28 protein-coding genes are annotated in these 24,732 nt (G+C 59.8%); 13 read left to right on the top strand and 15 right to left on the bottom strand.

The features are described 5' to 3' along the window. Window positions 1-39: 39 nt before the first annotated feature. Window positions 40-435, bottom strand: coding sequence for a peptide-methionine (R)-S-oxide reductase MsrB (msrB, locus tag ATI02_RS26135; protein ID WP_095189644.1), 396 nt, complete (start codon window positions 433-435; stop codon window positions 40-42). 224 nt (window positions 436-659) lie between these two features. On the opposite strand from msrB, the gene ATI02_RS26130 reads away from it, so the two are divergent. Beyond that, window positions 660-1,871: a pyridoxal phosphate-dependent aminotransferase gene (locus ATI02_RS26130; protein ID WP_095189577.1), complete on the top strand. Its 1,212-nt coding sequence runs from the start codon at window positions 660-662 to the stop codon at window positions 1,869-1,871. Between the two features lie 303 nt (window positions 1,872-2,174). Further along, window positions 2,175-3,062 (top strand): protease HtpX, encoded by an 888-nt coding sequence (gene htpX / locus ATI02_RS26125; protein ID WP_007908619.1) that lies wholly within the window; start codon window positions 2,175-2,177, stop codon window positions 3,060-3,062. A gap of 198 nt (window positions 3,063-3,260) precedes the next feature. Here the strand turns inward: htpX and ATI02_RS26120 are convergent, their stop codons facing one another. Beyond that, window positions 3,261-3,917 carry a thiopurine S-methyltransferase gene (locus ATI02_RS26120; protein ID WP_095189576.1) on the bottom strand — a complete coding sequence of 219 codons (657 nt, stop codon included), beginning with the start codon at window positions 3,915-3,917 and terminating at the stop codon, window positions 3,261-3,263. Between the two features lie 101 nt (window positions 3,918-4,018). Here ATI02_RS26120 and ATI02_RS26115 point away from each other — a divergent pair, with 101 nt between their 5' ends. Beyond that, window positions 4,019-4,786, top strand: coding sequence for a DODA-type extradiol aromatic ring-opening family dioxygenase (locus ATI02_RS26115; RefSeq protein WP_095189575.1), 768 nt, complete (start codon window positions 4,019-4,021; stop codon window positions 4,784-4,786). Between the two features lie 117 nt (window positions 4,787-4,903). Here the strand turns inward: ATI02_RS26115 and ATI02_RS26110 are convergent, their stop codons facing one another. Then, entirely contained in the window at window positions 4,904-6,577 is a 1,674-nt protein-coding gene (locus ATI02_RS26110; RefSeq protein ID WP_008088238.1) for a DEAD/DEAH box helicase, read from the bottom strand. Window positions 6,578-6,998: 421 nt separating this feature from the next. Between ATI02_RS26110 and ATI02_RS26105 the strand changes: the two genes are divergently transcribed. Further along, entirely contained in the window at window positions 6,999-7,790 is a 792-nt protein-coding gene (locus ATI02_RS26105; RefSeq protein WP_100847769.1) for a crotonase/enoyl-CoA hydratase family protein, read from the top strand. A gap of 110 nt (window positions 7,791-7,900) precedes the next feature. Here ATI02_RS26105 and ATI02_RS26100 read toward each other — a convergent pair whose 3' ends face one another. Beyond that, the gene (locus ATI02_RS26100; RefSeq protein WP_095189573.1) at window positions 7,901-8,656 is read right to left on the bottom strand and encodes a spermidine synthase; all 756 of its coding nucleotides are present in this window, start codon (window positions 8,654-8,656) and stop codon (window positions 7,901-7,903) included. A gap of 151 nt (window positions 8,657-8,807) precedes the next feature. Between ATI02_RS26100 and ATI02_RS26095 the strand changes: the two genes are divergently transcribed. Further along, a complete protein-coding gene (locus ATI02_RS26095; protein ID WP_095189572.1) occupies window positions 8,808-10,154 on the top strand; it encodes a class II 3-deoxy-7-phosphoheptulonate synthase in 1,347 nt (448 codons plus the stop codon). 98 nt (window positions 10,155-10,252) lie between these two features. Here ATI02_RS26095 and ATI02_RS26090 read toward each other — a convergent pair whose 3' ends face one another. Together ATI02_RS26090 and ATI02_RS26085 are read right to left on the bottom strand one after the other, a co-directional pair. Continuing rightward, window positions 10,253-11,479 (bottom strand): winged helix-turn-helix domain-containing protein, encoded by a 1,227-nt coding sequence (locus tag ATI02_RS26090; RefSeq protein WP_100847768.1) that lies wholly within the window; start codon window positions 11,477-11,479, stop codon window positions 10,253-10,255. 64 nt (window positions 11,480-11,543) lie between these two features. Beyond that, complete coding sequence (locus ATI02_RS26085) at window positions 11,544-11,756, bottom strand: DUF1127 domain-containing protein (protein WP_100847767.1); 213 nt, start codon at window positions 11,754-11,756, stop codon at window positions 11,544-11,546. A gap of 96 nt (window positions 11,757-11,852) precedes the next feature. On the opposite strand from ATI02_RS26085, the gene ATI02_RS26080 reads away from it, so the two are divergent. Then, window positions 11,853-12,707 carry a LysR substrate-binding domain-containing protein gene (locus ATI02_RS26080; protein ID WP_170947264.1) on the top strand — a complete coding sequence of 285 codons (855 nt, stop codon included), beginning with the start codon at window positions 11,853-11,855 and terminating at the stop codon, window positions 12,705-12,707. On the opposite strand, the gene ATI02_RS26075 is transcribed toward ATI02_RS26080, so the two are convergent. Next, window positions 12,697-13,446: a sulfite exporter TauE/SafE family protein gene (locus tag ATI02_RS26075; protein WP_170947262.1), complete on the bottom strand. Its 750-nt coding sequence runs from the start codon at window positions 13,444-13,446 to the stop codon at window positions 12,697-12,699. The genes ATI02_RS26080 and ATI02_RS26075 overlap by 11 nt on opposite strands. 110 nt (window positions 13,447-13,556) lie before the next feature. Here ATI02_RS26075 and ATI02_RS26070 point away from each other — a divergent pair, with 110 nt between their 5' ends. The 3 genes from ATI02_RS26070 (at window position 13,557) to ATI02_RS26060 (ending at window position 15,798) form a co-directional block, all read left to right on the top strand. After that, entirely contained in the window at window positions 13,557-14,513 is a 957-nt protein-coding gene (locus tag ATI02_RS26070; protein ID WP_095189567.1) for a LysR family transcriptional regulator, read from the top strand. 73 nt (window positions 14,514-14,586) lie between these two features. Beyond that, the gene (locus ATI02_RS26065; protein WP_170947263.1) at window positions 14,587-15,051 is read left to right on the top strand and encodes a MarR family winged helix-turn-helix transcriptional regulator; all 465 of its coding nucleotides are present in this window, start codon (window positions 14,587-14,589) and stop codon (window positions 15,049-15,051) included. Window positions 15,052-15,378: 327 nt separating this feature from the next. After that, the gene (locus ATI02_RS26060) at window positions 15,379-15,798 is read left to right on the top strand and encodes an organic hydroperoxide resistance protein (protein WP_095189174.1); all 420 of its coding nucleotides are present in this window, start codon (window positions 15,379-15,381) and stop codon (window positions 15,796-15,798) included. A 190-nt stretch (window positions 15,799-15,988) separates the two neighbouring features. Here the strand turns inward: ATI02_RS26060 and ATI02_RS26055 are convergent, their stop codons facing one another. Both ATI02_RS26055 and earP read right to left on the bottom strand, forming a co-directional pair. Continuing rightward, the gene (locus ATI02_RS26055) at window positions 15,989-16,558 is read right to left on the bottom strand and encodes an elongation factor P (protein ID WP_028619992.1); all 570 of its coding nucleotides are present in this window, start codon (window positions 16,556-16,558) and stop codon (window positions 15,989-15,991) included. Window positions 16,559-16,606: 48 nt separating this feature from the next. After that, on the bottom strand, window positions 16,607-17,749 hold the full coding sequence (gene earP / locus ATI02_RS26050) for an elongation factor P maturation arginine rhamnosyltransferase EarP (protein ID WP_100847766.1): 1,143 nt from the start codon (window positions 17,747-17,749) through the stop codon (window positions 16,607-16,609). A gap of 124 nt (window positions 17,750-17,873) precedes the next feature. Here earP and ATI02_RS26045 point away from each other — a divergent pair, with 124 nt between their 5' ends. Together ATI02_RS26045 and ATI02_RS26040 are read left to right on the top strand one after the other, a co-directional pair. After that, window positions 17,874-18,281, top strand: coding sequence for a hypothetical protein (locus tag ATI02_RS26045; RefSeq protein ID WP_095189176.1), 408 nt, complete (start codon window positions 17,874-17,876; stop codon window positions 18,279-18,281). A 2-nt stretch (window positions 18,282-18,283) separates the two neighbouring features. Further along, on the top strand, window positions 18,284-18,766 hold the full coding sequence (locus ATI02_RS26040) for a GreA/GreB family elongation factor (protein WP_042607891.1): 483 nt from the start codon (window positions 18,284-18,286) through the stop codon (window positions 18,764-18,766). Between the two features lie 9 nt (window positions 18,767-18,775). On the opposite strand, the gene cysB is transcribed toward ATI02_RS26040, so the two are convergent. The 5 genes from cysB to ATI02_RS26015 all read right to left on the bottom strand — a co-directional run bounded on the left by cysB (window position 18,776) and on the right by ATI02_RS26015 (window position 22,743). After that, window positions 18,776-19,750, bottom strand: coding sequence for an HTH-type transcriptional regulator CysB (gene cysB, locus ATI02_RS26035; RefSeq protein ID WP_007908591.1), 975 nt, complete (start codon window positions 19,748-19,750; stop codon window positions 18,776-18,778). Window positions 19,751-19,863: 113 nt separating this feature from the next. Then, window positions 19,864-20,367 (bottom strand): universal stress protein, encoded by a 504-nt coding sequence (locus ATI02_RS26030; protein ID WP_095189177.1) that lies wholly within the window; start codon window positions 20,365-20,367, stop codon window positions 19,864-19,866. Window positions 20,368-20,465: 98 nt separating this feature from the next. Next, window positions 20,466-21,371: a 5'-nucleotidase gene (locus tag ATI02_RS26025; RefSeq protein ID WP_095189178.1), complete on the bottom strand. Its 906-nt coding sequence runs from the start codon at window positions 21,369-21,371 to the stop codon at window positions 20,466-20,468. Window positions 21,372-21,402: 31 nt separating this feature from the next. Beyond that, window positions 21,403-22,356 (bottom strand): putative 2-dehydropantoate 2-reductase, encoded by a 954-nt coding sequence (locus tag ATI02_RS26020; protein ID WP_100847765.1) that lies wholly within the window; start codon window positions 22,354-22,356, stop codon window positions 21,403-21,405. Next, window positions 22,357-22,743, bottom strand: coding sequence for a thioredoxin family protein (locus ATI02_RS26015; protein WP_095189180.1), 387 nt, complete (start codon window positions 22,741-22,743; stop codon window positions 22,357-22,359). It lies immediately after the preceding gene. Between ATI02_RS26015 and ATI02_RS26010 the strand changes: the two genes are divergently transcribed. Then, complete coding sequence (locus ATI02_RS26010) at window positions 22,742-23,185, top strand: PilZ domain-containing protein (RefSeq protein ID WP_095189181.1); 444 nt, start codon at window positions 22,742-22,744, stop codon at window positions 23,183-23,185. The genes ATI02_RS26015 and ATI02_RS26010 overlap by 2 nt on opposite strands. 126 nt (window positions 23,186-23,311) lie before the next feature. Further along, on the top strand, window positions 23,312-24,388 hold the full coding sequence (locus tag ATI02_RS26005) for a 3-deoxy-7-phosphoheptulonate synthase (RefSeq protein ID WP_042560279.1): 1,077 nt from the start codon (window positions 23,312-23,314) through the stop codon (window positions 24,386-24,388). A 60-nt stretch (window positions 24,389-24,448) separates the two neighbouring features. Here the strand turns inward: ATI02_RS26005 and ATI02_RS26000 are convergent, their stop codons facing one another. After that, complete coding sequence (locus ATI02_RS26000; RefSeq protein WP_095189182.1) at window positions 24,449-24,730, bottom strand: GNAT family N-acetyltransferase; 282 nt, start codon at window positions 24,728-24,730, stop codon at window positions 24,449-24,451. Window positions 24,731-24,732 lie beyond the last annotated feature (2 nt).

The following is a 24,732-nucleotide window of genomic DNA, read 5'->3' as shown; positions in this document are numbered from 1 at the left end:
TCCTACGGAAACGTCAATCAAACCGCTCGATTGTGCAACTTATTCGCGGGGCACCAGATCCAGGCACACCGAGTTGATGCAATAACGCAAACCGGTCGGTGGCGGGCCATCCGGGAACACATGTCCCAAGTGCGCGTCACAGCGGGCGCATTTGACTTCGGTGCGGATCATGCCGTGGCTGATGTCACGGATCTCGGTCATGGCGCTAGCGCCGATTGGCTCGTAAAAGCTTGGCCAGCCGCATCCGGAATCGAACTTGGCTCTGGAATCGAACAGCGCTTCGCTACAGCAGACGCAGTGATAAACACCGTCGGTTTTGGTGGCGTTGTATTTACCGGAGAACGGGCGCTCGGTCGCACTGAGGCGACAAACCTCGTACTGCTGCGGATCGAGCATGGCTTTCCATTCTTCCAGGGTTTTTTCCAACTTTTCCATCATCACACCTCAGCGGCTGAAAAAGCCCGATCTGTACCTTTTCCACGGATCGGGCGGCACGTATGATTGCGCCTCGTCACGCGCCAGTCTGGCAGTCAGACCGAGCGCATTCAAACGGATTCTAAAAGCCACGGCTCAAGACGTCCGCCTGCGTGAAGACGCAGGAATCCCAGTACGGTTGTCCATCCGCCGTCTGGATCGTTCATTTTCGGGATCACATCGCCATGCAGTTCAGCAAATCGAACAAGCTCGCCAACGTCTGCTACGACATTCGCGGCCCGGTGCTCAAGCACGCCAAACGACTGGAAGAGGAAGGCCAGCGCATCCTCAAGCTGAACATCGGCAACCCGGCGCCGTTTGGTTTCGAAGCGCCGGACGAAATCCTTCAGGATGTGATCCGCAACCTGCCCACCGCCCAAGGCTACAGCGACTCCAAAGGCCTGTTCAGCGCGCGTAAGGCGGTGATGCAGTACTACCAACAGAAGAATGTTGAAGGTGTCGGCATTGAAGACATCTACCTGGGCAACGGCGTATCCGAGCTGATCGTGATGTCGTTGCAGGCGCTGCTCAACAACGGTGACGAAGTGCTGGTGCCGGCGCCGGACTATCCACTGTGGACCGCTGCCGTGAGCCTGGCCGGCGGCAACGCCGTGCATTACCTGTGCGACGAAGGCGCCGACTGGTTCCCGGATCTGGCCGACATCAAGGCCAAGATCACCCCGAACACCAAGGCCATGGTGATCATCAACCCGAACAACCCGACGGGTGCGGTGTATTCGAAGGAAGTGTTGCTGGGCATGCTGGAACTGGCCCGCCAACACAATCTGGTGGTGTTCTCCGACGAGATCTACGACAAGATTCTGTATGACGACGCCGTGCACATCTGCACCGCATCCCTGGCTCCGGACCTGCTGTGCCTGACCTTCAACGGGCTGTCGAAATCCTATCGCGTGGCCGGCTTCCGCTCCGGCTGGATCGCGATCTCCGGGCCGAAACACAATGCCCAGAGCTACATCGAAGGCATCGACATGCTGGCCAACATGCGCCTGTGCGCCAACGTGCCGAGCCAGCATGCGATCCAGACTGCACTGGGCGGCTATCAGAGCATCAACGATCTGGTGTTGCCGCAGGGTCGCCTGCTGGAGCAGCGCAACCGCACTTGGGAGTTGCTCAACGACATTCCAGGTGTGAGCTGCGTGAAGCCGATGGGCGCGCTGTATGCATTCCCGCGAATCGACCCGAAGGTCTGCCCGATCCACAACGACGAAAAATTCGTCCTCGACTTGCTGCTTTCCGAAAAGCTGCTGGTGGTGCAAGGCACAGCGTTCAACTGGCCTTGGCCGGATCACTTCCGCGTCGTCACCCTGCCCCGCGTGGATGAACTGGAGATGGCCATCGGCCGCATCGGCAACTTCCTCAAGTCCTACCGCCAGTAACTGGCCAGCAGTGCGCAACGACCGAACGTTGCGCACTGTCTGATTCAGCAACACTTCTGCATTCCCCGCTTCCACAAGCCTTCTACACTTGCGATTCGTACCGTTTTCCTGCGCCTGAGGCAATGGCGACGGGTCGCGACTGTCCGTCGTACGTATCGGAGTCTGTCGTGGGAAACGGGGAGCGCACCAAAGAATCGGCTGTAGGACACAGTTTGAAATAGTCACCCGGTTGAATAGCCCGGTGCAGCACCTTATATACCCCGCAGTACGCTACATCTTTAGCTTGAGGAGATTTCTACAACCATGATGCGCATCCTGCTGTTTTTGGCCACTAACCTGGCGGTCGTGCTGATAGCCAGCATCACCCTGAGCCTGTTCGGCTTCAACGGGTTCATGGCGGCCAACGGGGTTGATCTCGACCTTAGTCAGCTGCTGGTTTTCTGTGCGGTCTTTGGTTTCGCCGGCTCCCTGTTCTCGCTGTTCATCTCCAAGTGGATGGCGAAGATGAGCACCGGCACCCAGATCATCAGCCAGCCACGTACCCGGCATGAGCAATGGCTGCTGCAGACGGTCGAGCAATTGTCCCGTGAAGCCGGGATCAAGATGCCCGAAGTCGGTATTTTCCCGGCCTACGAAGCGAACGCGTTCGCCACCGGCTGGAACAAGAACGACGCACTGGTCGCCGTCAGCCAGGGCCTGCTCGAGCGATTCTCGCCCGATGAAGTGAAAGCCGTGCTGGCCCACGAAATCGGCCACGTTGCCAACGGTGACATGGTCACCCTGGCGCTGATCCAGGGCGTGGTGAACACCTTTGTGATGTTCTTTGCACGGATCATCGGCAACTTCGTCGACAAGGTGATCTTCAAGAACGAAGAGGGCCAGGGCATTGCCTATTACGTGGCAACCATCTTCGCCGAGCTGGTACTGGGCATTCTCGCCAGCGCCATCGTCATGTGGTTCTCGCGCAAACGCGAATTCCGCGCCGACGAAGCCGGTGCACGCCTGGCCGGCACCAGCGCGATGATCGGTGCGCTGCAACGCCTGCGCGCCGAACAGGGCCTGCCGGTGCACATGCCAGACACCCTGAATGCCTTTGGCATCAACGGTGGCATCAAACAGGGCTTTGCCCGCATGTTCATGAGCCACCCGCCGCTGGAAGAGCGTATCGACGCCCTGCGTCGTCGCGGTTGATCAGACTGGCGTAAAACAAGAAGGCCCGCAGTGATGCGGGCCTTTTTTGTTGGCGATGTAATTGGGTTGTTCCTACTGACTCCATCGCTGGCAAGCCAGCTCCCACAGGGTTTTGTGATGATCTCTAGATCTCTGATACGACGCAGATCACTGTGGGAGCTGGCTTGCCAGCGATGAGGCCGGAACAGCCAACACAAACTAACGAGACGAAATACGGTAAACCCGCTCCTCCAGCCGCGTCACCCCAGCCTGCAGAAACTTCCCGCCCTCACTCAGCACATCCTGCTCTTCCAGCATCTGCATCTGCCAGCCACCGCCCAGCAACCGCTGCACTTCATCATCCGCCACTGCAAACGGCGGCCCGGGCATCTGCGCTTGATCGTAATCCAGCGTGATCAACAGCCCTTGCACACCACGCGGCAGGATCTGCTGAAGATGCGCCGCATAGCGCTCACGCATCGGCGGCGGTAAGGCAATCAGCGCCGCCCGGTCGTACAGGGCAGTGCAATCCGCCACATCCTCTGCGGTCAGCGCGAAGACATCACCGCACCACAACTCGATCGAGTCGCTGCGGTAGACCTTGAACGCGCCTTTGTCGCTGATCTGCGGCTGTACCTGATGCTCGCTGAAAAAGTCCTCAATGGCCTTTTCCGACAACTCGACGCCGAGCACCTGATGGCCACGCCCGGCCAGCCACAGCAAATCCAGACTTTTCCCACACAACGGAACCAACACCCGCGCCTGCGCAGGGAGTGGCAGCTCCGGCCAATGCCGCTGTAGATGCGGGTTCACCTCAGGTAAATGAAAGCCGATCTGGTTCGAAGCCCACTTCTTGTGCCAAAACTCAGGCTGCATGCATCCCCCTAAAAATTCGATCAAAAAGCGTTAAAACTTATATTAGATTTAGATCAATGAACTGACTGAAGATGAGCCATCTTAACGCTCAGGAACCCATCATGCTTCCCAGCCTGTTTATTTCCCATGGTTCACCCATGCTGGCATTGGAGCCCGGCGCCAGCGGCCCGGCATTGGCAGGACTGGCCGCCGAACTGCCAAGACCGAAAGCCATCGTGATCGTCTCCGCGCATTGGGAGAGCCACGAGTTGCTGGTCAGCAGCGATGCGCAACCCGAGACCTGGCACGACTTCGGCGGGTTCCCCAAGGCGCTGTTTGAAGTGCAGTACCCTGCCCCGGGCGATCCGCAACTGGCGGCAGAGGTCGCCGACCTTCTGACCACCAACAACCTGCCTGCACGCCTCGACCCACAACGGCCGTTCGATCACGGCGTCTGGGTGCCGCTGTCGCTGATGTACCCGCAGGCGGATATTCCAGTGGTGCAGGTTTCACTGCCGAGTCGCGCTGGCCCGGCGCTGCAAACCCGTGTTGGCCGGGCGTTGGCAGGCCTGCGTGAACAGGGGATTCTGCTCATCGGTTCTGGCAGCATCACCCACAACCTGCGTGAACTGGACTGGCATGCAGGCCCAGAGAGCGTCGAGCCGTGGGCAAGGGCGTTCCGTGACTGGGTAATCGATAAACTGGCGACGGGTGATGAAGCCGCACTGCACGACTACCGTCAGCAGGCGCCGAACGCGGTGCGCAGCCATCCGAGTGATGAGCATTTGTTGCCGTTGTATTTTGCCCGGGGAGCCGGGGGTGAGTTCAGTGTGGCGCACAAGGGGTTCACGATGGGTGCGCTGGGTATGGATATCTATCGTTTCGGCTAACGTCATCGCTGGCAAGCCAGCTCCCACAGGGCTTTGTGTTAACCCAAAAGACAGGCAAAAAAAATCCCCGAACCAGTCGGGGATTTTTTATGTTCGATCAATCAGCCCAGGGGCAGATCAATCTTCGCGATAGCGACGCAGTTTCAGCTGCTTACCGGCAACGCGAGTGTCCTTCAGCTTGGTCAGGAGTTTGTCCAGACCATCTTCCGGCAGCTCGACGAGGCTGAAGCTGTCACGCACCTGGATGCGACCGATCGCTTCACGGGCCAGACCACCTTCGTTGAGGATGGCGCCCAGCAGGTTCTTGGCGGCGATACCGTCACGCGCACCCAGCGCGGTACGGCAACGGGCACGGCCTTCGCCCAAAGGCATTGGCGCGCGACGCTCGCGATCACCACGGTCCGGACGATCACCGGTACGCTCAGGACGGTCGCCACGCGGTGCGTTGTTCGGCACCAGTGGACGTTCCTTCTCGATTGCAGCCAGGTTCAGCGCTTGGCCATTGGTGGCCTTGCGCAGCAGAGCAGCAGCCAGAGCACGCGGGGTGCAGCCGATGTCAGCGGTCAGACGATCCAGCAGTTCACCGTGAGTCGATTCGGCATCAGCGACCAGCGGTGACAGGCTGTTGGTCAGTTTCTTGATGCGTGCATCGAGAACAGCCTGAGCGTCCGGCAGGCGAACTTCAGCCACTTTCTGACCGGTTACACGCTCGATCACTTGCAGCATGCGGCGCTCACGCGGAGTCACCAGCAGCAGCGCACGGCCTTCGCGACCGGCACGGCCGGTACGGCCGATACGGTGAACGTAGGATTCCGGATCGTACGGCATGTCCACGTTGAATACGTGGGTGATGCGCGGAACGTCCAGACCACGAGCAGCAACGTCGGTCGCGACAACGATGTCCAGGCGGCCATCTTTGAGCGAGTCGATCACGCGCTCACGCTGGTTCTGGGCGATGTCACCGTTCAGCGCAGCGGCTTTGTAGCCTTTGGCATCGAGGGCGCTGGCCAGATCCAGGGTCGCTTGCTTGGTGCGCACGAACATGATCAGGGCGTCGAAATCTTCCACTTCCAGCAAGCTTAGAACGGCCGAAGTCTTCTGGTCAGCGTGAACCAACAGGTGAGCCTGTTCGATCGCGGTAACGGTCTGGGTCTTGGTCTGGATCTTCACGTGTTGCGGATCGCGCAGGTGGCGTTCGGCAATGGCGCGGATCGACTGCGGCAGGGTCGCCGAGAACAAAACGGTCTGACGGGTCGCTGGCAGAGCCTTGAAGATGACTTCCAGGTCATCCATGAAGCCCAGCTTCAACATTTCGTCAGCTTCGTCGAGAACCAGGTGGTTCACGGTCGACAGGACTTTCTCGTCGCGACGCAGGTGGTCACACAGACGACCCGGGGTAGCGACAACGATCTGTGCGCCATTACGGATAGCCTTGAGCTGCGGGCCCATCGGCGCGCCGCCGTAAACGGCCACAACGGTAACGCCCGGCATTTGCTTGGCGTAGGTTTCAAAAGCGGTTGCTACTTGCAGCGCCAACTCACGAGTTGGCGCCAGGATCAGGGCTTGCGGTTCGCGCTTGGCAGGATCGATGCGGTGCAGAATAGGCAGTGCGAACGCGGCGGTTTTACCGGTACCGGTTTGCGCCTGGCCAATCATGTCCTGGCCGGCCATGATGATCGGGATCGATTGCTGCTGAATCGCCGAAGGCTCTTCGTAGCCGGTCGCTGCGACGGCTGCAAGAATATTCGGGTTAAGATTAAAAGCGGCGAATCCGCCGGTTTCCTGGGTCATGGGTCTGCCTCTAAGTGCATCCGCAAAGACCCATGCTCCAAAGCTGCGCATGCCGTGTTGAGACTCAAGAGTCGCCCTGGCAGCTTTGTCGGCGGGGATTTGCGAAAACGAATGAATGAAAAAGAATCGTCAAGGAAGAGCCCGCAGTGCGGACGTGCAGTCGAAGCTGACTTCGGGAAAATGCGCTACCTAAACGCGGCCCGGTTAAAGGCCGGCGCGCACTATACCGGATTTTGCCCGAAAAGGGAGCTTTTTTTAATGCCTGAATACGTGTATCACCGCTGTGTAACGGGGTTTTGCGGATAATGACACAACGGTCTATTTTTCAAAGGCCCGGCCCTGCTGGCGATGGCGCTTAACCGATTCATCGATGTGCGGCATACGGTCGCTGCACCCACCCTTCCCGCCCGAGGATTTATCCATGAATCAGTCCTGCCCCGGCCGCGTCAGCCGTGAACGTCGTGGCCATGTCCTGCTGATTGGCCTGGACCGAGCGGCCAAACGCAACGCTTTCGACCTCGACCTGCTCAATGAGCTGAGCCTGGCCTACGGCGAATTCGAGGCGGATCGCGAGGCGCGGGTGGCGGTGGTGTTCGGCCATGGCGAGCACTTTACTGCCGGTCTGGATCTGCTCAATGCAAGCGCCGCACTCGCTCAAGGCTGGCAGGTTCCGACCGGCGGCTGCGATCCCTGGGGTGTTTTCGTTGGGCCACGGGTGAGCAAACCGGTAATTGTCGCGGCGCAGGGTTATTGCCTGACCATCGGTATCGAGCTGATGCTGGCGGCTGACATCAACCTGTGTGCGAGCAATACCCGCTTCGCACAAATGGAAGTGCAGCGTGGGATCTTTCCTTTCGGTGGTGCGACTTTGCGTTTTCATCAGGTGGCCGGATGGGGCAATGCCATGCGCTGGCTGCTGACCGGGGATGAGTTTGACGCGCACGATGCGCTGCGCCTGGGCTTGGTGCAGGAGGTGATGGCCAGCGAGGACTTGCTGCCCCGGGCGATTGAACTGGCTGAGCGAATTGCCCGACAGGCGCCGTTGGGGGTGCAGGCGACGTTGATGTCGGCCCGCCAGGCCCGATACGAAGGTGAGACAGCGGCGGCGCAGGGGTTGCCGGCGCTGGTGAAAAAGTTGCTGAGTAGTGAGGATGCCAAGGAAGGCATCAAGTCGCTGGTTGAACGGCGCCCGGGCATCTTCAAAGGGATCTGAGAAGTGTGGTGCTCTTCAGGCCCTCTTCGCGAGCAAGCCCGCTCCCACATTTGGAATGCATTTCAAGTGTGGGAGCGGGCTTGCTCGCGAAGAGGGCCATTTCTGACCACTCAAGTCGCCGGGCGAATCGCCTTGATCAACGACTGCAACGAATACCCCAACTGCGGCGCCAGCGCTTCGGCCCGGTCAGTCAGCGCCTGCATGTCCAGCGCCTGATCCAGATCCGCCGGCACAATCAGAATCACATTGCCCTCCTTCACCGGCAGTTCCCAGTAATGCCGGTGATAGAGGCCGCGCAACAACGCCGCCCCCAGTGGTTTGCCGTCATCGGTGGCCCATTGGTTGATTACCAGCCAGCCGCCCGAGTTCAAGCGTTTCTGACAGTCGCCAAGAAAACTCCAGGCCAGATGCCCGACACCCGGCCCGACATCGGTATAGAGGTCGACAAAAATCAGATCCGCAGGCTCGGCGCTCGGTAGCAGTTCGAGGGCATCGCCGACGCGAATGTACAGGCGCGGATCGTCATCCAGCCCCAAGTATTCAATGGCCAGACGCGGCACGTCCGGGCGCAGTTCGATGGCTTCGACATCTTCCAGCGGCAGGAACTTGAGGCAGGCCTGCGTCAGCGTGCCCGCGCCCAACCCGAGGAACAACGCACTTTCCGGGTGCTCGTGGCACAACGCGCCAATCAGCATCGCCCGGGTGTAGTCGTACTCCAGCCAGCTCGGGTCGGCGGTGAACACGCAGCTCTGCTCGATCGCATCGCCGAACTCGAGAAAGCGGTAATCGGCCACTTCCAGCACGCGAATCACGCCGAACTCATCCTGTACTTCGGCGAGCAGATGCTCGACGCGCTCCTCAGTCATTTCGTCTCCTGATGGTCACCGGGCGCGGTGACGCGATGGCACCGCTGTGGCGCCGTGGCAAAGCTGCGATTGTCGGCGATGGGGCGGGAACAGGTCACGCACTAATTTGCTGATACCATGGCCTTCCGTGCGTAGAACCTTAGAGACCGTGATGAGCCAACCCTGGAGCCCTGACAGCTGGCGCGCCCTGCCGATCCAGCAACAACCCCAATACCCCGACGCCGCGCATCTGCGCCAGGTCGAGCAAACCCTGGCCAGTTATCCGCCGCTGGTGTTTGCCGGCGAAGCGCGGGAACTGCGCCGTCAGTTCGCCGAGGTGACTCAGGGCCGGGCATTCCTGCTGCAGGGTGGCGATTGCGCGGAAAGCTTCGCCGAGTTCTCCGCGGCAAAGATTCGCGACACTTTTAAAGTGTTGCTGCAGATGGCCATCGTCATGACCTTCGCCGCCGGTTGCCCGGTGGTCAAGGTCGGGCGCATGGCCGGCCAGTTCGCCAAGCCGCGTTCGGCCAACGACGAAACCATCAACGGTGTGACCTTGCCCGCCTACCGTGGCGACATCGTCAACGGCATCGGCTTCGACGAAAAGAGCCGCGTGCCGGATCCCGAGCGCTTGCTGCAGTCCTATCACCAGTCCACCGCGACCCTGAACCTGCTGCGCGCCTTCGCCCAGGGCGGCTTTGCCGATCTGCATCAGGTGCACAAGTGGAACCTCGATTTCATCGCCAACTCCGCGCTGGCCGAGAAGTACAGCCACCTGGCCGACCGCATCGATGAAACCCTGGCGTTCATGCGCGCCTGTGGCATGGACAGCTCACCGCAACTGCGCGAAACCAGTTTCTTCACCGCTCACGAAGCGCTGCTGCTGAATTACGAAGAAGCCTTCGTGCGTCGCGACAGCCTGACCAACGATTACTACGATTGCTCGGCGCACATGCTGTGGATCGGCGACCGCACCCGTCAGCTCGACGGCGCGCATGTCGAATTCCTGCGCGGGGTGCACAACCCGATCGGCGTGAAAGTCGGCCCTAGCATGAACCCGGACGACCTGATCCGCCTGATCGACGTGCTCAACCCGAGCAACGATCCTGGGCGCCTGAATCTGATCGCGCGGATGGGCGCGAACAAGGTCGGCGATCACTTGCCGGCGCTGATCCGCGCGGTGCAACGCGAGGGCAAGCAGGTGCTGTGGAGTTCCGACCCGATGCACGGCAACACCATCAAGGCCAGCAGCGGCTACAAGACCCGCGATTTCGCGCAGATCCTGGGCGAGGTGAAGCAGTTCTTCCAGGTGCACGAAGCTGAAGGCAGTTATGCCGGCGGGATTCACATCGAGATGACTGGGCAGAATGTCACCGAGTGCATCGGTGGGGCGCGGCCGATTACTGAAGACGGGTTGTCTGATCGCTATCACACGCACTGTGATCCGCGGATGAATGCCGACCAGTCGCTGGAGTTGGCGTTTTTGATTGCTGAGACCCTGAAGCAGGTTCGCCGCTAAACCGCGTCGCCTCCTTCGCGAGCAGGCTCGCTCCCACACAGGATCTGTGTCGTACACAAATCAAATGTGGGAGCGAGCCTGCTCGCGAAGGTGTCTGTTCAGTCACCACCGCTTTGAGCCAATGCCACCCGCAACCGCCCCGCACTCTCACGCTGACAATTGAGCTGCACCCGCGCAAGCCCCAACCAATCCGCCATCCGCTGCAAACTCAACGCCAGCGCCAACATCCCCTCATCATCCAGCCCCGGCTCTTCCTCGTGCACCGCATGCACCGCCAACCGCCCTGCTGCCCGCTCGGCGCGCAAATCCACCCGCGCCGCAATCCGTTCGTTGTGCAAAAACGGCAGCACGTAATACCCATAAACCCGCTTGTCTTGCGGCGTGTAGATCTCCAGCCGATAGCGGAAATCAAACAGACGCTCGGTGCGACTGCGCTCCCAGATCAACGAGTCGAAGGGTGACAACAAGGCACTGGCCGGGACTTTGCGAGGGGTTTTCGGTTCCGGCAGGCAATAGGCGATTTGCCGCCAGCCCGCTACCTCGCAGGTCTGTAACTGACCGTTCTCGACCAGTTCCGCCAGACGCGGACGCGCATCTCCCGGATTCAGGCGGAAGTAATCGCGCAGATCCTTTTCAGTGCCGACGCCCAACGCCTGCGCCGCATGCAGCAACAAACCACGCTGCGCCTCGGCCTCGTCAGGCAATGCCTGCTGCAGGACTGATGCAGGAATCACCCGCTCCGGCAAATCATACAAACGCTCAAAGCCACGGCGCCCCGCCACCGTCACCTCACCGGCAGCGAACAGCCATTCCAGCGCATGCTTCTCCGCACTCCAGTCCCACCACTGACCGGGCTTGTCTTCCCGGGTCGACAAACTGCCCGCGCCCAATGCACCGCGTTCTTCGACCGCACTTAAAACCCGGCGTACAACGTCCTGCTGTTCAAGACCAAACTTCGCCAGTTGCTGATAAATGTCTCTGCCATTTCTGGCCCGTTGCATGCGCCAGCCCATCAACGGGTACATCGACATCGGCAGCAACGATGCTTCATGCCCCCAATACTCAAACAACGTGCGACGACGCCCCGAACTCCAGGCAGCCTGGTCGAGCAAATCAGAAGAATAGGAACCCAGACGGGAAAACAGCGGCAGGTAGTGCGAGCGCACCACGGCGTTGACGGAGTCGATTTGCAGCAGGCCCAGCCGTTCGATCAGCCGGTTGACGTGAGCTGCGTTGACGTTCGGCGGCTGGCGCCCGTTGAACCCTTGGGCAGCCAGCGCCAGACGTCGCGCCTGTTTGAGGGAAAAGGACAGTGTCGCGGGCATGAGCATCTCCTTGTCTGCTCGCAACCTACCTCAGTCCAGAAGGTTTTGTGTAGCGATGGCCTCATCATTTATGCATCGGGTCGTCCCAGAACGGCCGCACGGACTCGTGTTCAACGTCGGCACGACTGACCCCAATGTCTTTCAGCGCTTCGTCGCTCAGACTGGCAAGCATCTCTCGCTCACGGTGCAGTTCGTACCAGCGGCTAAACTTGTGCAGCAGGTCAGAAACCATATGGCCTTGGCGGGCTTCGTCTACGTACTCTGTTTGACCTTTCATCGTGTGACCTCCTTTGTGGATGGCTCAAGTCTCGCGCCAGCGCTAAGATCAATCCAACGAATGTTTCTGATGGCATGCATCACGGAGATTCATCAATTGTCGGCTTACCCCAGTATCGATACCGATGTCCTGCGCACCTTTGTCGCGATAGCCGATCAGGGCGGTTTCACCCGCGCTGGCGAAATGGTCAACCGCACGCAATCGGCGGTGAGCATGCAGATGAAGCGTCTGGAAGAGGACGTGTTGCAGCGTCAATTGTTTGAGCGTGACGGGCGTCAGGTGCGCCTGACCGCCGAAGGCCAGGTGCTGCTCGGTTATGCGCGGCGCATCCTCAAGCTGCACAGTGAAGTGTTCAACACCCTGCGCGAGCCGCACATGGTCGGCACGGTGCGGATTGGCACGCCTGACGACTATGTGATGCGCTTTCTGCCGGGGATTCTGTCGCGTTTCGCGCAGTTCTATCCGCTGATCCAGATCGAAGTGCATTGCGAGTCGACCAAACAGCTTCTGCAACGCACCGACCTGGATCTGTCGATCGTCACCCGCGAGCCGGGCAACGAGATCGGCCAGTTGCTGCGCAAGGAGCGCTTCGTCTGGGCCGAAGCGCAAAACTTCAGCGCCCACGAGCAAACGCCACTGCCGTTGGCGATGTTCAACAGTGATTGTTTCTGCCGCTTGTGGGCCTGCAATGCGCTGGACGCGATGGGCCGCGATTACCGTATCGCCTACAACAGCACCAGCCTGTCGGCGCTGATGGCGGTGGTGAGCGCGGGTCTGGCGATCACCGCGCAACTGGAAAGCCTGATCACCCCGGACATGCGCATTCTCGGTGCCGGCGAAGATTTGCCGCTGTTGCCCGAGGCCAGCATCATGCTGATCCGCAACCTGAACAATCCGTCGCCGATCACCGAATGCCTGGCCGAGCACATCGTCGAAGGCTTCAAACTTTAAAGGCGAGCATCACCGCGCACAGCACCAGAAAGCCGCAGAACAGCCCACGCAGGCGTTTTTCCGGCATGGCGTGGGCGACTTTCACGCCCCAACTGATGCTGGCCAGTCCACCGATGGCCAGCGGCAGGCCGATCATCCAGTCCACTTCGTGGTGTACCGCGTAGGTCACCAATGTCACGCCGGTGCTCGGCAATGCCAGCGCCAGCGACAACCCCTGGGCGACGACCTGGCTGGTGCCGAACAGGCTGGTCAGCACCGGCGTCGCCACCACCGCCCCGCCAACACCGAACAAGCCGCCCATGGTCCCGGACGCCGCGCCAAGTACACCCAGCCATGGCCAGGAATAACGCATCTCGGACGTCGGCGCCGGGCGTTCGCCGAACATCTTCAGCAGGTTGTAGGCCGACAACGCGACCAGGAACGCGACGAAACCGATGCGCATGGTCTGCGCGTCGATGCCCACAGCCCAGATCGAACCGATCCACGCAAAGCAGAAGCCCATCGACGCCAACGGCAACGCATGACGCAGCTCGATGCGATTGCGCTGGTGATAGCGCCACAGCGCCAGCATCACGTTCGGCACCACCATCACCAGCGCCGTGCCTTGAGCGATCTGCTGATCGAGACCAAACCACACGCCAAGCAACGGAATCGCGATCAAGCCGCCGCCGATACCGAAGATGCCACCGAGTGTGCCGAGGGCAGCACCAAACAGCAGATACAACAAAAACTCCATCACAGCCGAATTCCTCTTACGTCAGGCGATTCATCCTACGCAGTCTCGGCTAGCGGGGAAACGCACAACAACGCACAATGGCTATGCCACTTTCGCACAAGCACTGAACCGACATGAATCCCAACCAGTTAACCGAGCAACTCGGGCTGTTTCTCGATGTACTGGAAAGCGGAAGCTTTTCTGCCGCCTCTCGTCTTCATCCACTGACGCCGTCTGCCGTCGCGCGACGCATCGACAGTCTGGAAAGCGCTGTCGGCAGTCAGCTGTTCATCCGCAGCACTCACGCCGTGCGCGCCACGCCGGCCGGTCTGGCCTTTGCCGAACGGGCGCGGCGGATCGTCGCCGAATTGCAACTGGCCCGGGCCGAAGCGGTGTCCTTGAGCAGTGCGCCGGAAGGCCTGATCCGCATCGATGCGCCGGCCGCATTCGGGCGCCGACACCTGGCACCGGTGATTGCCGACTTTCTGGTGCTGTATCCGGGGCTCGATGTGCAGTTGCACCTGATCGACAGCTTCGTCGACATGCACGGCTCGAATCTGGGCAAGGTTGATCTGGTGCTACGCGCCGGACAAATGGCCGATACCCGACTGGTTGCCACTCCACTGGCGAGCATGGTGCGTATCGCTTGCGCGAGTCCCGACTACCTCAAGCGCCGCGGAGTACCGAATCATCCTGCGCAGTTGAGCGAACATGACGGTCTGGATTGGGACGGTCTCGCCCCGCCGTTCGCCTGGCGCTTCAAGCAGGACGGCCAGATGCAGCTGCATCGCCCCGCGCGCATCCGCATGAGCGCCAACAACGCCGAAGCGCTGGTATGCGGCGCTTTGGCCGGTCTGGGTATCGCCCACTTGCCAACCTGGCTGGCCAGCGAATACCTGCTGCGCGGCGAATTGTTGCCGTTGTTTTGTGAAAACGGACTGCCGGAACCGGAGACTACTGGCATTTACGCCTTGCGGATGGAGCAGCAACCCCACTCACGCAGCCGCTTGTTGCTGGAGTACCTCAAGACTCGCTTCAGCCCGGTGCCGCCGTGGGATCTGGCCCTGCAAAGGGACTTGGGCCGCCACTAACGGCGGGATATTTATCTGGCGCATTAAAGATTCGAGCGCTAGATTCATGAGCATCACTGATCAAGGTTTACACATGACCACCGACCGCAACACTACCGACCACTGCGAAGACCTGCTGCTGGATAATCAGGCCTGCTTCGCCCTGCACTCCACTTCACTGATGCTGACCAAGGTCTACAAACCATTGCTGCAAGCGCTGGGCCTGACCTATCCGCAGTATCTGGCGATGATGGTGCTGTGGGAGAAGGATGGTTTGACGGTAGGAGAAATCAGCGCTCGGCTGCTGACGGATCCGGGGTCGCTGACGCCACTGCTCAAGCGGCTGGAAGGTGAAGGCTTGCTCAGCCGCACCCGCAGCCGAGAGGATGAGCGGGTTGTAATTGTCGAACTGACGGCCCAGGGCCGGGCGCTGAAAGAAAAGGCCAAGACCGTTCCGCAATGCATTCTCGGCGCCAGCGGCTTCACTCTGGAGCGCCTGCAGAATCTGCAAGCAGAATTGCAGGTATTGCGCAGCCATCTGCAAGACAGCCTGAACTGACGACGGCATCCATGTAGGAGCTGCGGCACGCTGCGATCTTTTGATCTTGCTTTTAAAAAGACGAGATCAAACGATCGCAGCCTCGTTTCACTCGACAGCTCCTACAGGCGAACCCGTCGCCTTCACAATTTTTTTGATCATCGTTCATCGCCTTCATCTGCTCTGGAATGCGTGCCCTGAAGCTCTCGACACGCATTGCCGATTGCCAAGACTGACTTTTTCAAAAAAACATCTTGCGCACTAAACATTGGCGAGCTACATTCACCTCGACTTAATTAGCGCGCAAACAGTTAGCACAATCAACGACACTGAAACGAGGCCCACACCATGCAAACTCTCTACACCGCAATCGCAACTTCCACTGGCGGCCGTGACGGTCGTGCGATCTCCAGTGACAACGTCCTCGACGTCAAACTCGCCACCCCGAAAGAACTCGGCGGTGCTGGCGGCGCAGCGACCAACCCTGAGCAACTGTTCGCTGCCGGCTACTCGGCCTGCTTCATCGGCGCACTGAAATTCGTCGCCAGCCAGACCAAACGTAAAATCCCCGACGACGCCTCGATTACCGCTCACGTCGGTATCGGTCAGATCCCCGGTGGTTTCGGTCTGGACATCGACCTGCACATCAGCCTGCCGGGTCTGGAACAAGCTGACGCGCAAAGCCTGGTCGAAGCGGCTCACCAGGTCTGCCCGTACTCCAACGCCACGCGTGGCAACGTTGACGTGCGCCTGCACATCACCGTTTGAGATAAACGCAAAACCCCTGTGGGAGCGAGCCTGCTCGCGAAGGCGTTCTGTCAGACAACGCTGCATTGGATGTCACACCGCATTCGCGAGCAGGCTCGCTCCCACAGGGGATAGGTGTTGAAGGTGAAATTGCAGGCACAAAAAAGCCCGACTCAATGGTCGGGCTTTTTCTTTCCGTAAAAAGCAGTGCTTATTTGGCACGGCCTTTGTAGGAACCGCCTTCGCGGGTGTCGATTTCGATCTTGTCACCGATTTCGATGAAGTCGGCAACTTGCAGCTCAGTACCGTTGCTCAGCTTGGCTGGCTTCATGACTTTGCCGGAAGTGTCACCGCGAGCCGAACCTTCGGTGTAGTCAACTACGCGCACGATGGTGGTCGGCAGCTCTACGGAAACCAGACGCTCTTCGAAGAAGATCGCTTCGCAAACATCGGTCATGCCTTCTTCAACGAAAGGCAGAACAGCTTCGATGTCTTCAGCGTTCAGCTCGTACATGGTGTAGTCAGTGGTGTCCATGAACGTGTAGGTGTCGCCGCTGATGAAGGACAGGGTCGCTTCTTTGCGGTCGAGGATCACGTCGTCCAGTTTGTCGTCGGCGCTGTAAACGATCTCGGTCTTGTAACCGGTCAGCAGGTTTTTCAGCTTGGTCTTCATGATCGCGCTGTTACGGCCCGACTTGGTGAATTCAGCTTTCTGAACCAGCCAAGGATCGTTTTCGAGACGGATCACGGTACCGGGTTTCAGTTCTTTACCAGTTTTCATTGCGAATATCCGAATTTGGATGGGATTTACAAAAATCTAGGCCGCGTATCATATCCAATTTAGGTAAAACTGTACCAGCGCCGTGGCGAGATCGACCTGCAAGCCTTGTTCCAGACACCACGCTTCGGCATTTTCCTGCAGTTCTGGCCAATGTTCACGGGCCGCTAGCCAGTGTTGCCCAATAGGCTGGCCGGCACTCCAGGCTTGCCACAGACCGTTCATCGCCTCGGCAGCTTTCGGCGAAAGCCCTTTCGTATAGAGCGCAAGGAAAGCATCGAGCTTGTCCAGGTGGATATCTTCGTCCTGTTGATAGATGTGCCAGAGCATCGGTCGACCCGCCCACTGCGCCCGGACGAACGAGTCCTCGCCACGCACTGCGTTGAAATCGCAACACCAGAGCAGATGATCGTATTGATCCTGGCGGACGAATGGCAGCACCTGCACGGTCAGTGATTGGCATACATGGATCGCCCCGGCGGACAGGGTTTCCACCCCGAGCCAGCGCGCGACATCGCCGAGAATTCGCCCCTCTGGCACCAGCAAATGAGTGGGGCTCGCGTCGGCGGCCAATACATCCAGCCAACTGGCTAACCCCGCGTTCTCGTAGGCAAACAGCGAAATCAACTGTGCGTCAGGCGCGCGCTCGATCCCCAGACCTTGCAGCAATTGTCGCTGCGCTGCGGGATCCTGTTGAAACTGCCGACGTTGTTCGAGCAAACCTCGTTCACGCAGCAACCCACCGGTGCCTGGCTGGAAGCCCGGAAAGAAGAAGATCTTCTGCACCGATTTGTATTTCACCGACGGCAGGCCGTGGCAGCCGATCACCCAGTCCTCGGCGCTGAGATAGTCGAGGTTCATCCACAGCGGCGGTTTCTCGCGCTCGGACATGGCGTCCATGTAAGCACTCGGCAGTTGGCAGGCAAACGCGGCAATCACCACATCGGCGGCATCGGTCTGTTGCCACTCGCTCGGCCAGTGCCGGACCTCGACGCCTTGCTGCCATTGCTGCGTGGCGTTGATGTCGATCTGCGGGCAAATGCGCTCGAACGCACGCAGGTCATCAACCCACAAGCGTACCGTCAGCGAATGCTCGGCGACCAGTTGCCGGGCCAGGCGCCAGGTCACACCGATGTCGCCATAGTTGTCGACCACGGTGCAAAAAATATCCCAGCGGGCTTTCAATTCCGGCATTCGAGTCTCCCGTTGGCAAAAGCACCGATTGTCCGCATAAATGAGCTCGTGCAGAAGAGCCGACGGCGATTAATCTTCGTGCGACAATCGCCGCTTGCCCGCAACCATTCGCCAGGAGGCAGCCATGCCCTACCGTCCCAACCCGCGTCGCCCCTTGCCCGTTCAGCTTAGCGCGCTGCATTTGACCGGCAGCATTGCCTTGGGCATGTGGCTGGGTTTCCTCGCGATTGCCCTGACCTGCTGGCTGCTCTCGCGCTTGCTGTTCAACGAACAACTGACGCCGGTCGCCCAGGCTGTGCAGCAACTGGCCAAGCCGCCGGCGGTGCAAGCCGTGCCAGATGCGCCACCGCAGAGCCCGCTGTTTGATCAGTACGAAGAAAACCTGCGCAAGAGCGAGCAGCAGAATCGTCTGGATCAGGCGCGTAGCAGCAGCCGCAACCAGTCGAGCCCCAAATGCCAGTTCTGGCTGCAACAGGACCAGACCGCGCCCAGCGAAAAAAGTCGCGCCAACGTTTTGCAATTCTGCGATTGATCATGAACAAACACAGCGTCCACCAACTGATTCTCGACAAACTGCGCATCGATCTCGACATCGCCGAACGTGCGGCGCAAACCGCTTACGAAACCGCGACCCACGAAGAGAACATCGCTGAAAACAAGTACGACACCCTTGGGCTTGAGGCGTCGTATCTGGCCGCCGGGCAAGCGAAACGGGTCGAAGAAATCCGCCAGTCACTGGCGCTGTGCCAGAACCTGACGCTGCGAGCGTATGACGAAAACCGTGGAATTGAGGTAGGTGCCCTGCTCGGCCTGGAAGACGAAAAGGGCCGAGAGCAATGGCTGTTTCTGGCGCCGGATGCAGCAGGCCTGAAAGTCGACGTGGTCGGTCAGCCGATCACCGTCATCACGCCACGCTCACCGCTGGGCAAAAGCCTGCTGGGCAAGTTCGAAGGCGATGAGGTGGAGATTCTGGTGGCGGGCACCCGGCAACAGTTTGCTGTCACCGAGGTGCTCTGAACCAGGGACTTAGTGGACGGGCAGTTCGACGCCATCGAACAGCTCTTCCAGCTCTTGCTTGTTGTGGCACTGGATCGCTTTGGCCATCACTTCGCGGGTCAGGTGCGGCGCGAACTTCTCGATGAAGTCGCACATGAAACCACGCAGGAAGGTGCCGCGACGGAAACCGATCTTGGTGATGCTCGATTCGAACAGCTCGCTGGCATCCAGCACCACCAGATCGTTATCGAGTTTGGTATCAACCGCCATCTTGGCGACGATGCCCACACCCAGCCCCAGACGCACGTAAGTCTTGATCACGTCGGCGTCGGCAGCGGTGAACACCACTTTTGGCGTCAGGCCACGATGGCTGAACGCTTCGTCGAGTTTCGAACGGCCGGTGAAACCGAACACGTAAGTCACGATCGGGTATTCGGCCAGCGCTTCGAGAGTCAGCTTCGGCAGCTTGGTCAGCGGGTGGCCCTGCGGTACAACCACGCAACGGTTCCAGCGGTAGCACGGCATCATCACCAGATCGCCGAACAGTTCCAGTGCTTCGGTGGCGATAGCGAAATCGACGGTGCCGTCCGCGGCCATTTCGGCAATCTGCATCGGCGAGCCCTGATGCATGTGCAGCGCCACGTCCGGGTATTGCTTGATGAAGTTGCTGATCACCGGCGGCAGCGCATAACGTGCCTGGGTGTGAGTGGTGGCGATCGACAGGGTGCCTTTCTTCTCGTTGGAGAATTCCTGGGCGATCTGCTTGATGCTTTCAACCTTGCGCAGAATCTCACCGGCGGTGGTGATGATGCGCTCGCCGGCAGGTGTGACGCGGGTCAGGTGCTTGCCGCTACGGGCAAATACCTCGACGCCGAGTTCATCTTCCAGCAGACGGATTTGCTTACTGATGCCCGGTTGCGAGGTGTAAAGGCTTTGGGCTGTAGCGGAAACGTTGAGGTCGTGGTGCGCCACTTCCCAGATGTAGCGCAATTGTTGAAGCTTCATATGTATCCCTCAAAGCAGGTAGACGCCACGGGCATCAGCGACGGTATATAACTATATTAATGGTTCGAAGAATAAATCTAGAACTTTTTTGTCAAAGCGCCATTATTCCTGCCTCAGCGATCCTCCCGCCGCCGACGCTCCACCAGCGGCACCAGATAAACCGGCACCTTGGCCAATTGCAGGACCCGCGCCGCCGTGCGCCCCAACGGCGTTTCCGCGCCCACCCCATGGCTGTGACTTCCTACGATCAGTAAATCGACGGAGAGTTTCTGCACCTGGTCGAGAATCACCTGCGAGGGATCGCCCTGCACCACACGCACCGCACGAATGCGTTGCAGATCCTGCTCGCCATCATCGCCCAGCTCCTCACGAAAACTCTCCAGCACCCGCTGCTCGATATTGGCGATGACTGTTTTCAGACCCTGGCTATGAAATTCGTTCAGTGCCTGCTCGTCGAGATAGCTCTGCAACACCGACTCGGCAAACAGCCCCATCGGCTCCACCGCGTGCACCACATACAAGTCGGCATTAAACGTTCGCGCCAATGCCAGGGCATGCTGCATCACTAACGGTGCGTACAGACCGAGGTCAGTGGCATACAGCATCGAACGAATCATATGACCTCCTCGCAAGCCAACATGGCGGAGATTTGATTCAGCTTAGCAGTGCCTTGGCGAGTACGACGGGCCACGCAACGTCTTGAAGCACAGGGGCTTTAGATCGGCGGTTCGTTGCTGATGCCGTGCGGCACGTGGCCGGTGGCGACCACTTCGCGGGCCAGTTCGCAGTGACCTGTCTGATCGTCAAAGAACACGTCGGCGGCAAACGCTTCGAGAAACGCCGACTTGGTCAGGCCGCCGAGAAACAGTGATTCATCGAGGCGAATGTCCCACTCACGCAACGTGCGAATCACCCGCTCATGCGCCGGCGCCGAACGCGCGGTGACCAGCGCCGTGCGGATCGGGCAGTCGTCGTCGGGGAACTCGCGCTGCAACAGATTGAGCGCAGCCAGAAAGCCTTTGAACGGCCCGCCGCGCAATGGCTCGCGCGCCGATTCGCGCTCCTTGGCCTGAAACGCCTCCAGCCCGCCGGACTGATAGACCCGCTCGGACTCGTCGGAAAAAATCACCGCGTCGCCATCGAAGGCGATGCGCAATTCGTCGCTGGCCGCGCGGCTGGCGCCACCGGACAAAATGGTCGCTGCAGCGAAACCGGCATCGAGTGCCGCGCGCACATCTTCGGCATGAGTGGAGAGAAACAGGTCGCAACCGAACGCTTTGAGATACGGATAAGGACTGCGCCCGCCGACGAACGCCGCGCGGGAAATCGCCAGGCCATAGTGATGAATCGAGTTGAAAACGCGCAGGCCGGTGTCGGCGCTGTTGCGTGACACCAGAATCACCTCGACCCGTGCGCGGCCGAGGCGACTGTTCAGGTTCAGGAGTTTCTCCACCAGCGGGAAGGCATCGCCCGGCGCGAGGATCTCGTCTTCATGCTCGATCTGATATTGCCGATAGGCTTCGACGCCGCTCGACAGGTAGACCTTGTGGCTCTCGCTCAGGTCGAACAGGGCGCGCGACGAAATTGCCAGCACCAGTTTGTCATCGATGTTCTTGGCCATGCGTTCCCCCTGCCTTCCCCATAAAACCGACTCAAGTGTTACGTCGGTCGATAAAACTCAGTGTTCGATACAGCGCTTCGATGCGCGGCAGTTCACACCCCGCCGCGTTCGCCGCTGCCAATGGACGCGCATAGATCGCTTGCAGTTCCAGCGGTCGCTTGTGCTGAAAATCGTGGTACATGCTCGGCCAGTAGTCGGGCATTTTCTCGGTCATCATGAACAGGTATTCGGCATAACCGGGCGGGATCTCGTGACCGCAAGCCCGCGCGCCCTGTACCACTTCGGCCATCATCGCCTGAATCAATGCGCGACTGTCGACGTCAGCCATCAGGGGCGTAGTGCTTGCGCCGAGCAGCACCGAGAGACCGTTGTAGGGAATGTTCCAGACCAGTTTCTGCCAGCGCGCCTGCTGCAGATTGGGCATTGCCTGGGAGTCGATACCCGCGGCGCGGAATAGTCCGGCGCCCTCTTCGACCAACGCCATGCGCGCCGCGTCACCGACTGCCGGGCCGCTGTGATAACCGACGTTTACTGAGCCGAGGGCCTGGTGGGTAATCTGCCCCGGCCCGTCGCGATGCACGCAGACCAGACACAAACCACCCAACACATGCAGGGATTCAGGCAGCAACTCACGCAAACTGTCCTCGACGTCCAGACCGTTTTGCAGCACCAGCACTTTCGCATCGGGCCTGGCCGCTTGAATGATCGCCGGAGCGAGACCTGCCGAACTGGTGGTCTTGGCGCCGACCAGCAGCCAGTCACACTTGGGCATGTCTTCAGCCACCGAATAGGCCTGCACCGGGTGCAGCGTCAGCGGGCCATGTACCGCACTGTTGACCTGCAAACCGCGCTCGGCCACTGCCGAAAACTCACTGCGCAACAGAAAGTGCACATCGAAGCCAGCGCGCGCCAGCATCAATCCGTAGAACCCGCCGATGGCGCCAGTGCCGATGATCCCCACGACCGGTTTGTTGATTGTCCCCATTTATGGCAACTCCTCTGCAATTCGACCCAATGCCTGCGCCACTGCCGCGTTCAGCGCATCGGCTGTCAGGCGCGTGTGCAACGCGCCAAAGAACTCGCCGTCGCGCACGACAAACAGCGCCGGCAAATGAAAGACCTGATAACGCTCCACCAGGCCGCCGCTGTCGCCGGCGTCGATCCAGCACAGGCGATCCACCGCCAGGTCGAGACCGGGCAATACCTCGCGGGCATAGCGGCAACTGGCGCAGCCGACACTGGTGAAAATCACCAGCGAAACGCCTGCCATCGCCAACAGCCGCTGGTCGGCGTCGAAATCGGTCAGCTCGGATTCGACCACTATACTGGGGGAAACAATGTCAAATGGCCGACACAGGGAGTCTGTGCTCATGGGACGTTTTATTCCTCATCCGGACGAAGTGCCGGTTGAATTAACCTTGCTCAAGCCTGAGTGCATTTCCAGGCAACAGCTGCACACTATCAGCCTCGGCGGCATCGCTTGCAATTACCACCGTGCCTGGCGCCATGGCACAGCGCTACAAGTGCGCCTGCCGACGCTCAACGCCGATATCTGCTATCCGGGCTATGTGGCGTGGTGTTTGCGCCGTAAAAAAGGCTATCTCGTGGGGATCGCCTTCACGGATGAACAAACCCTGTTCAGCGCGCGAATGGGTGAGCAAGTGTGTCAGATCGAACGCTACTGCCGCATGAACGACACCCACAATGACCTGCAGGATAATCAGGCGCTGGCCCTGCAATGGGTCGAGCAGCACGCCGACGAGTTCTCCCAAGACAGCGTTCGCAAGGCTTTTGCCCAGCCAGTGCTGGATTAAAGCGGCGTTTGCCCATTGTCGAGCAGCGCCCGACGCGCTAAGGTTCCGCTCCCCGACGCGCTTAAATCTGCTGTGCTCCGCCGCGCGGGGGATGGCGGCCGGCACCCGTGACCTGACGAGTAAACGATGGCTGATTTACCGATCAACGACCTAAACGTCGCCTCTAACGAGACCCTGATCACTCCCGATCAGCTCAAGCGTGATATCCCTCTGAGCGACGCCGCCCTGCGCACCGTCACCAAGGGCCGCGAAGTCATTCGCAACATTCTTGATGGCACCGACCACCGTCTGTTCGTAGTGATCGGCCCGTGCTCGATCCACGACATCAAGGCTGCCCACGAATACGCCGAACGCTTGAAAGTGCTGGCCGCGGAAGTCTCCGATACCTTGTATCTGGTCATGCGCGTGTATTTCGAAAAGCCGCGCACGACTGTCGGCTGGAAAGGCCTGATCAACGATCCGTATCTGGACGACTCGTTCAAGATTCAGGACGGTCTGCACATCGGTCGCCAGTTGTTGCTGGATCTGGCCGAGAAAGGCCTGCCAACCGCCACCGAGGCCCTCGACCCGATCTCCCCGCAGTATCTGCAGGACCTGATCAGCTGGTCGGCCATCGGCGCGCGTACCACCGAATCCCAGACTCACCGTGAAATGGCTTCCGGCCTGTCTTCGGCCGTTGGTTTCAAGAACGGCACCGACGGTGGCCTGACTGTAGCGATCAACGCGCTGCAGTCGGTGTCCAGCCCGCACCGTTTCCTGGGGATCAACCAGGAAGGTGGCGTGTCCATCGTCACCACCAAAGGCAATGCCTACGGTCACGTGGTGCTGCGCGGGGGCAACGGCAAACCGAACTACGATTCGGTCAGCGTTGCCCTCTGCGAGCAGGCGTTGAACAAGGCGAAGATCAAGCCGAACATCATGGTCGATTGCAGCCACGCCAACTCCAACAAAGACCCGGCCCTGCAACCGCTGGTGATGGAGAACGTCGCCAACCAGATCCTCGAAGGCAACCAGTCGATCATCGGCCTGATGGTCGAAAGCCACTTGAACTGGGGCTGCCAGGCGATCCCCAAAGACCTCGCCGACCTGCAATACGGCGTGTCGATCACCGATGCCTGCATCGACTGGTCCGCCACCGAGAACACCCTGCGCAGCATGCACGCCAAGCTCAAGGATGTTCTGCCAAAACGCCAGCGCAGCTGATACGCGTTTTACAGGCATAAAAAAACGCCGGGCATTGCCCGGCGTTTTTGTGTGTGCTGTTCAGATCTTGGCGGCACGCCGCTGATGACGCTCCATGTAGCGCTCGACGTAAGAGCACGACGGGATCACCGTGTAACCCATTTCTTCAGCGTATTGCAGCGCGCTTTCGGTCAGCGCCGCCGCAATGCCTCGGCCGCGCAGGGCGTTGGGCACAAACGTGCGATAGATATCCAGGGTCTGCTTTCCCAGATCCATGTATGTCAGGTAGGCACGATGACCGTCCACACTGGTCTCGAACTGATGACCAGCCTGGTCATGGTGGATGGACAACGCCTCGCTCATCA

This window comes from Pseudomonas baetica, assembly GCF_002813455.1.
GTDB lineage: Bacteria > Pseudomonadota > Gammaproteobacteria > Pseudomonadales > Pseudomonadaceae > Aquipseudomonas > Aquipseudomonas baetica.
Note: the sequence above shows the minus strand (reverse complement) of the source record. Positions and strands in the feature narration are given on the sequence as shown.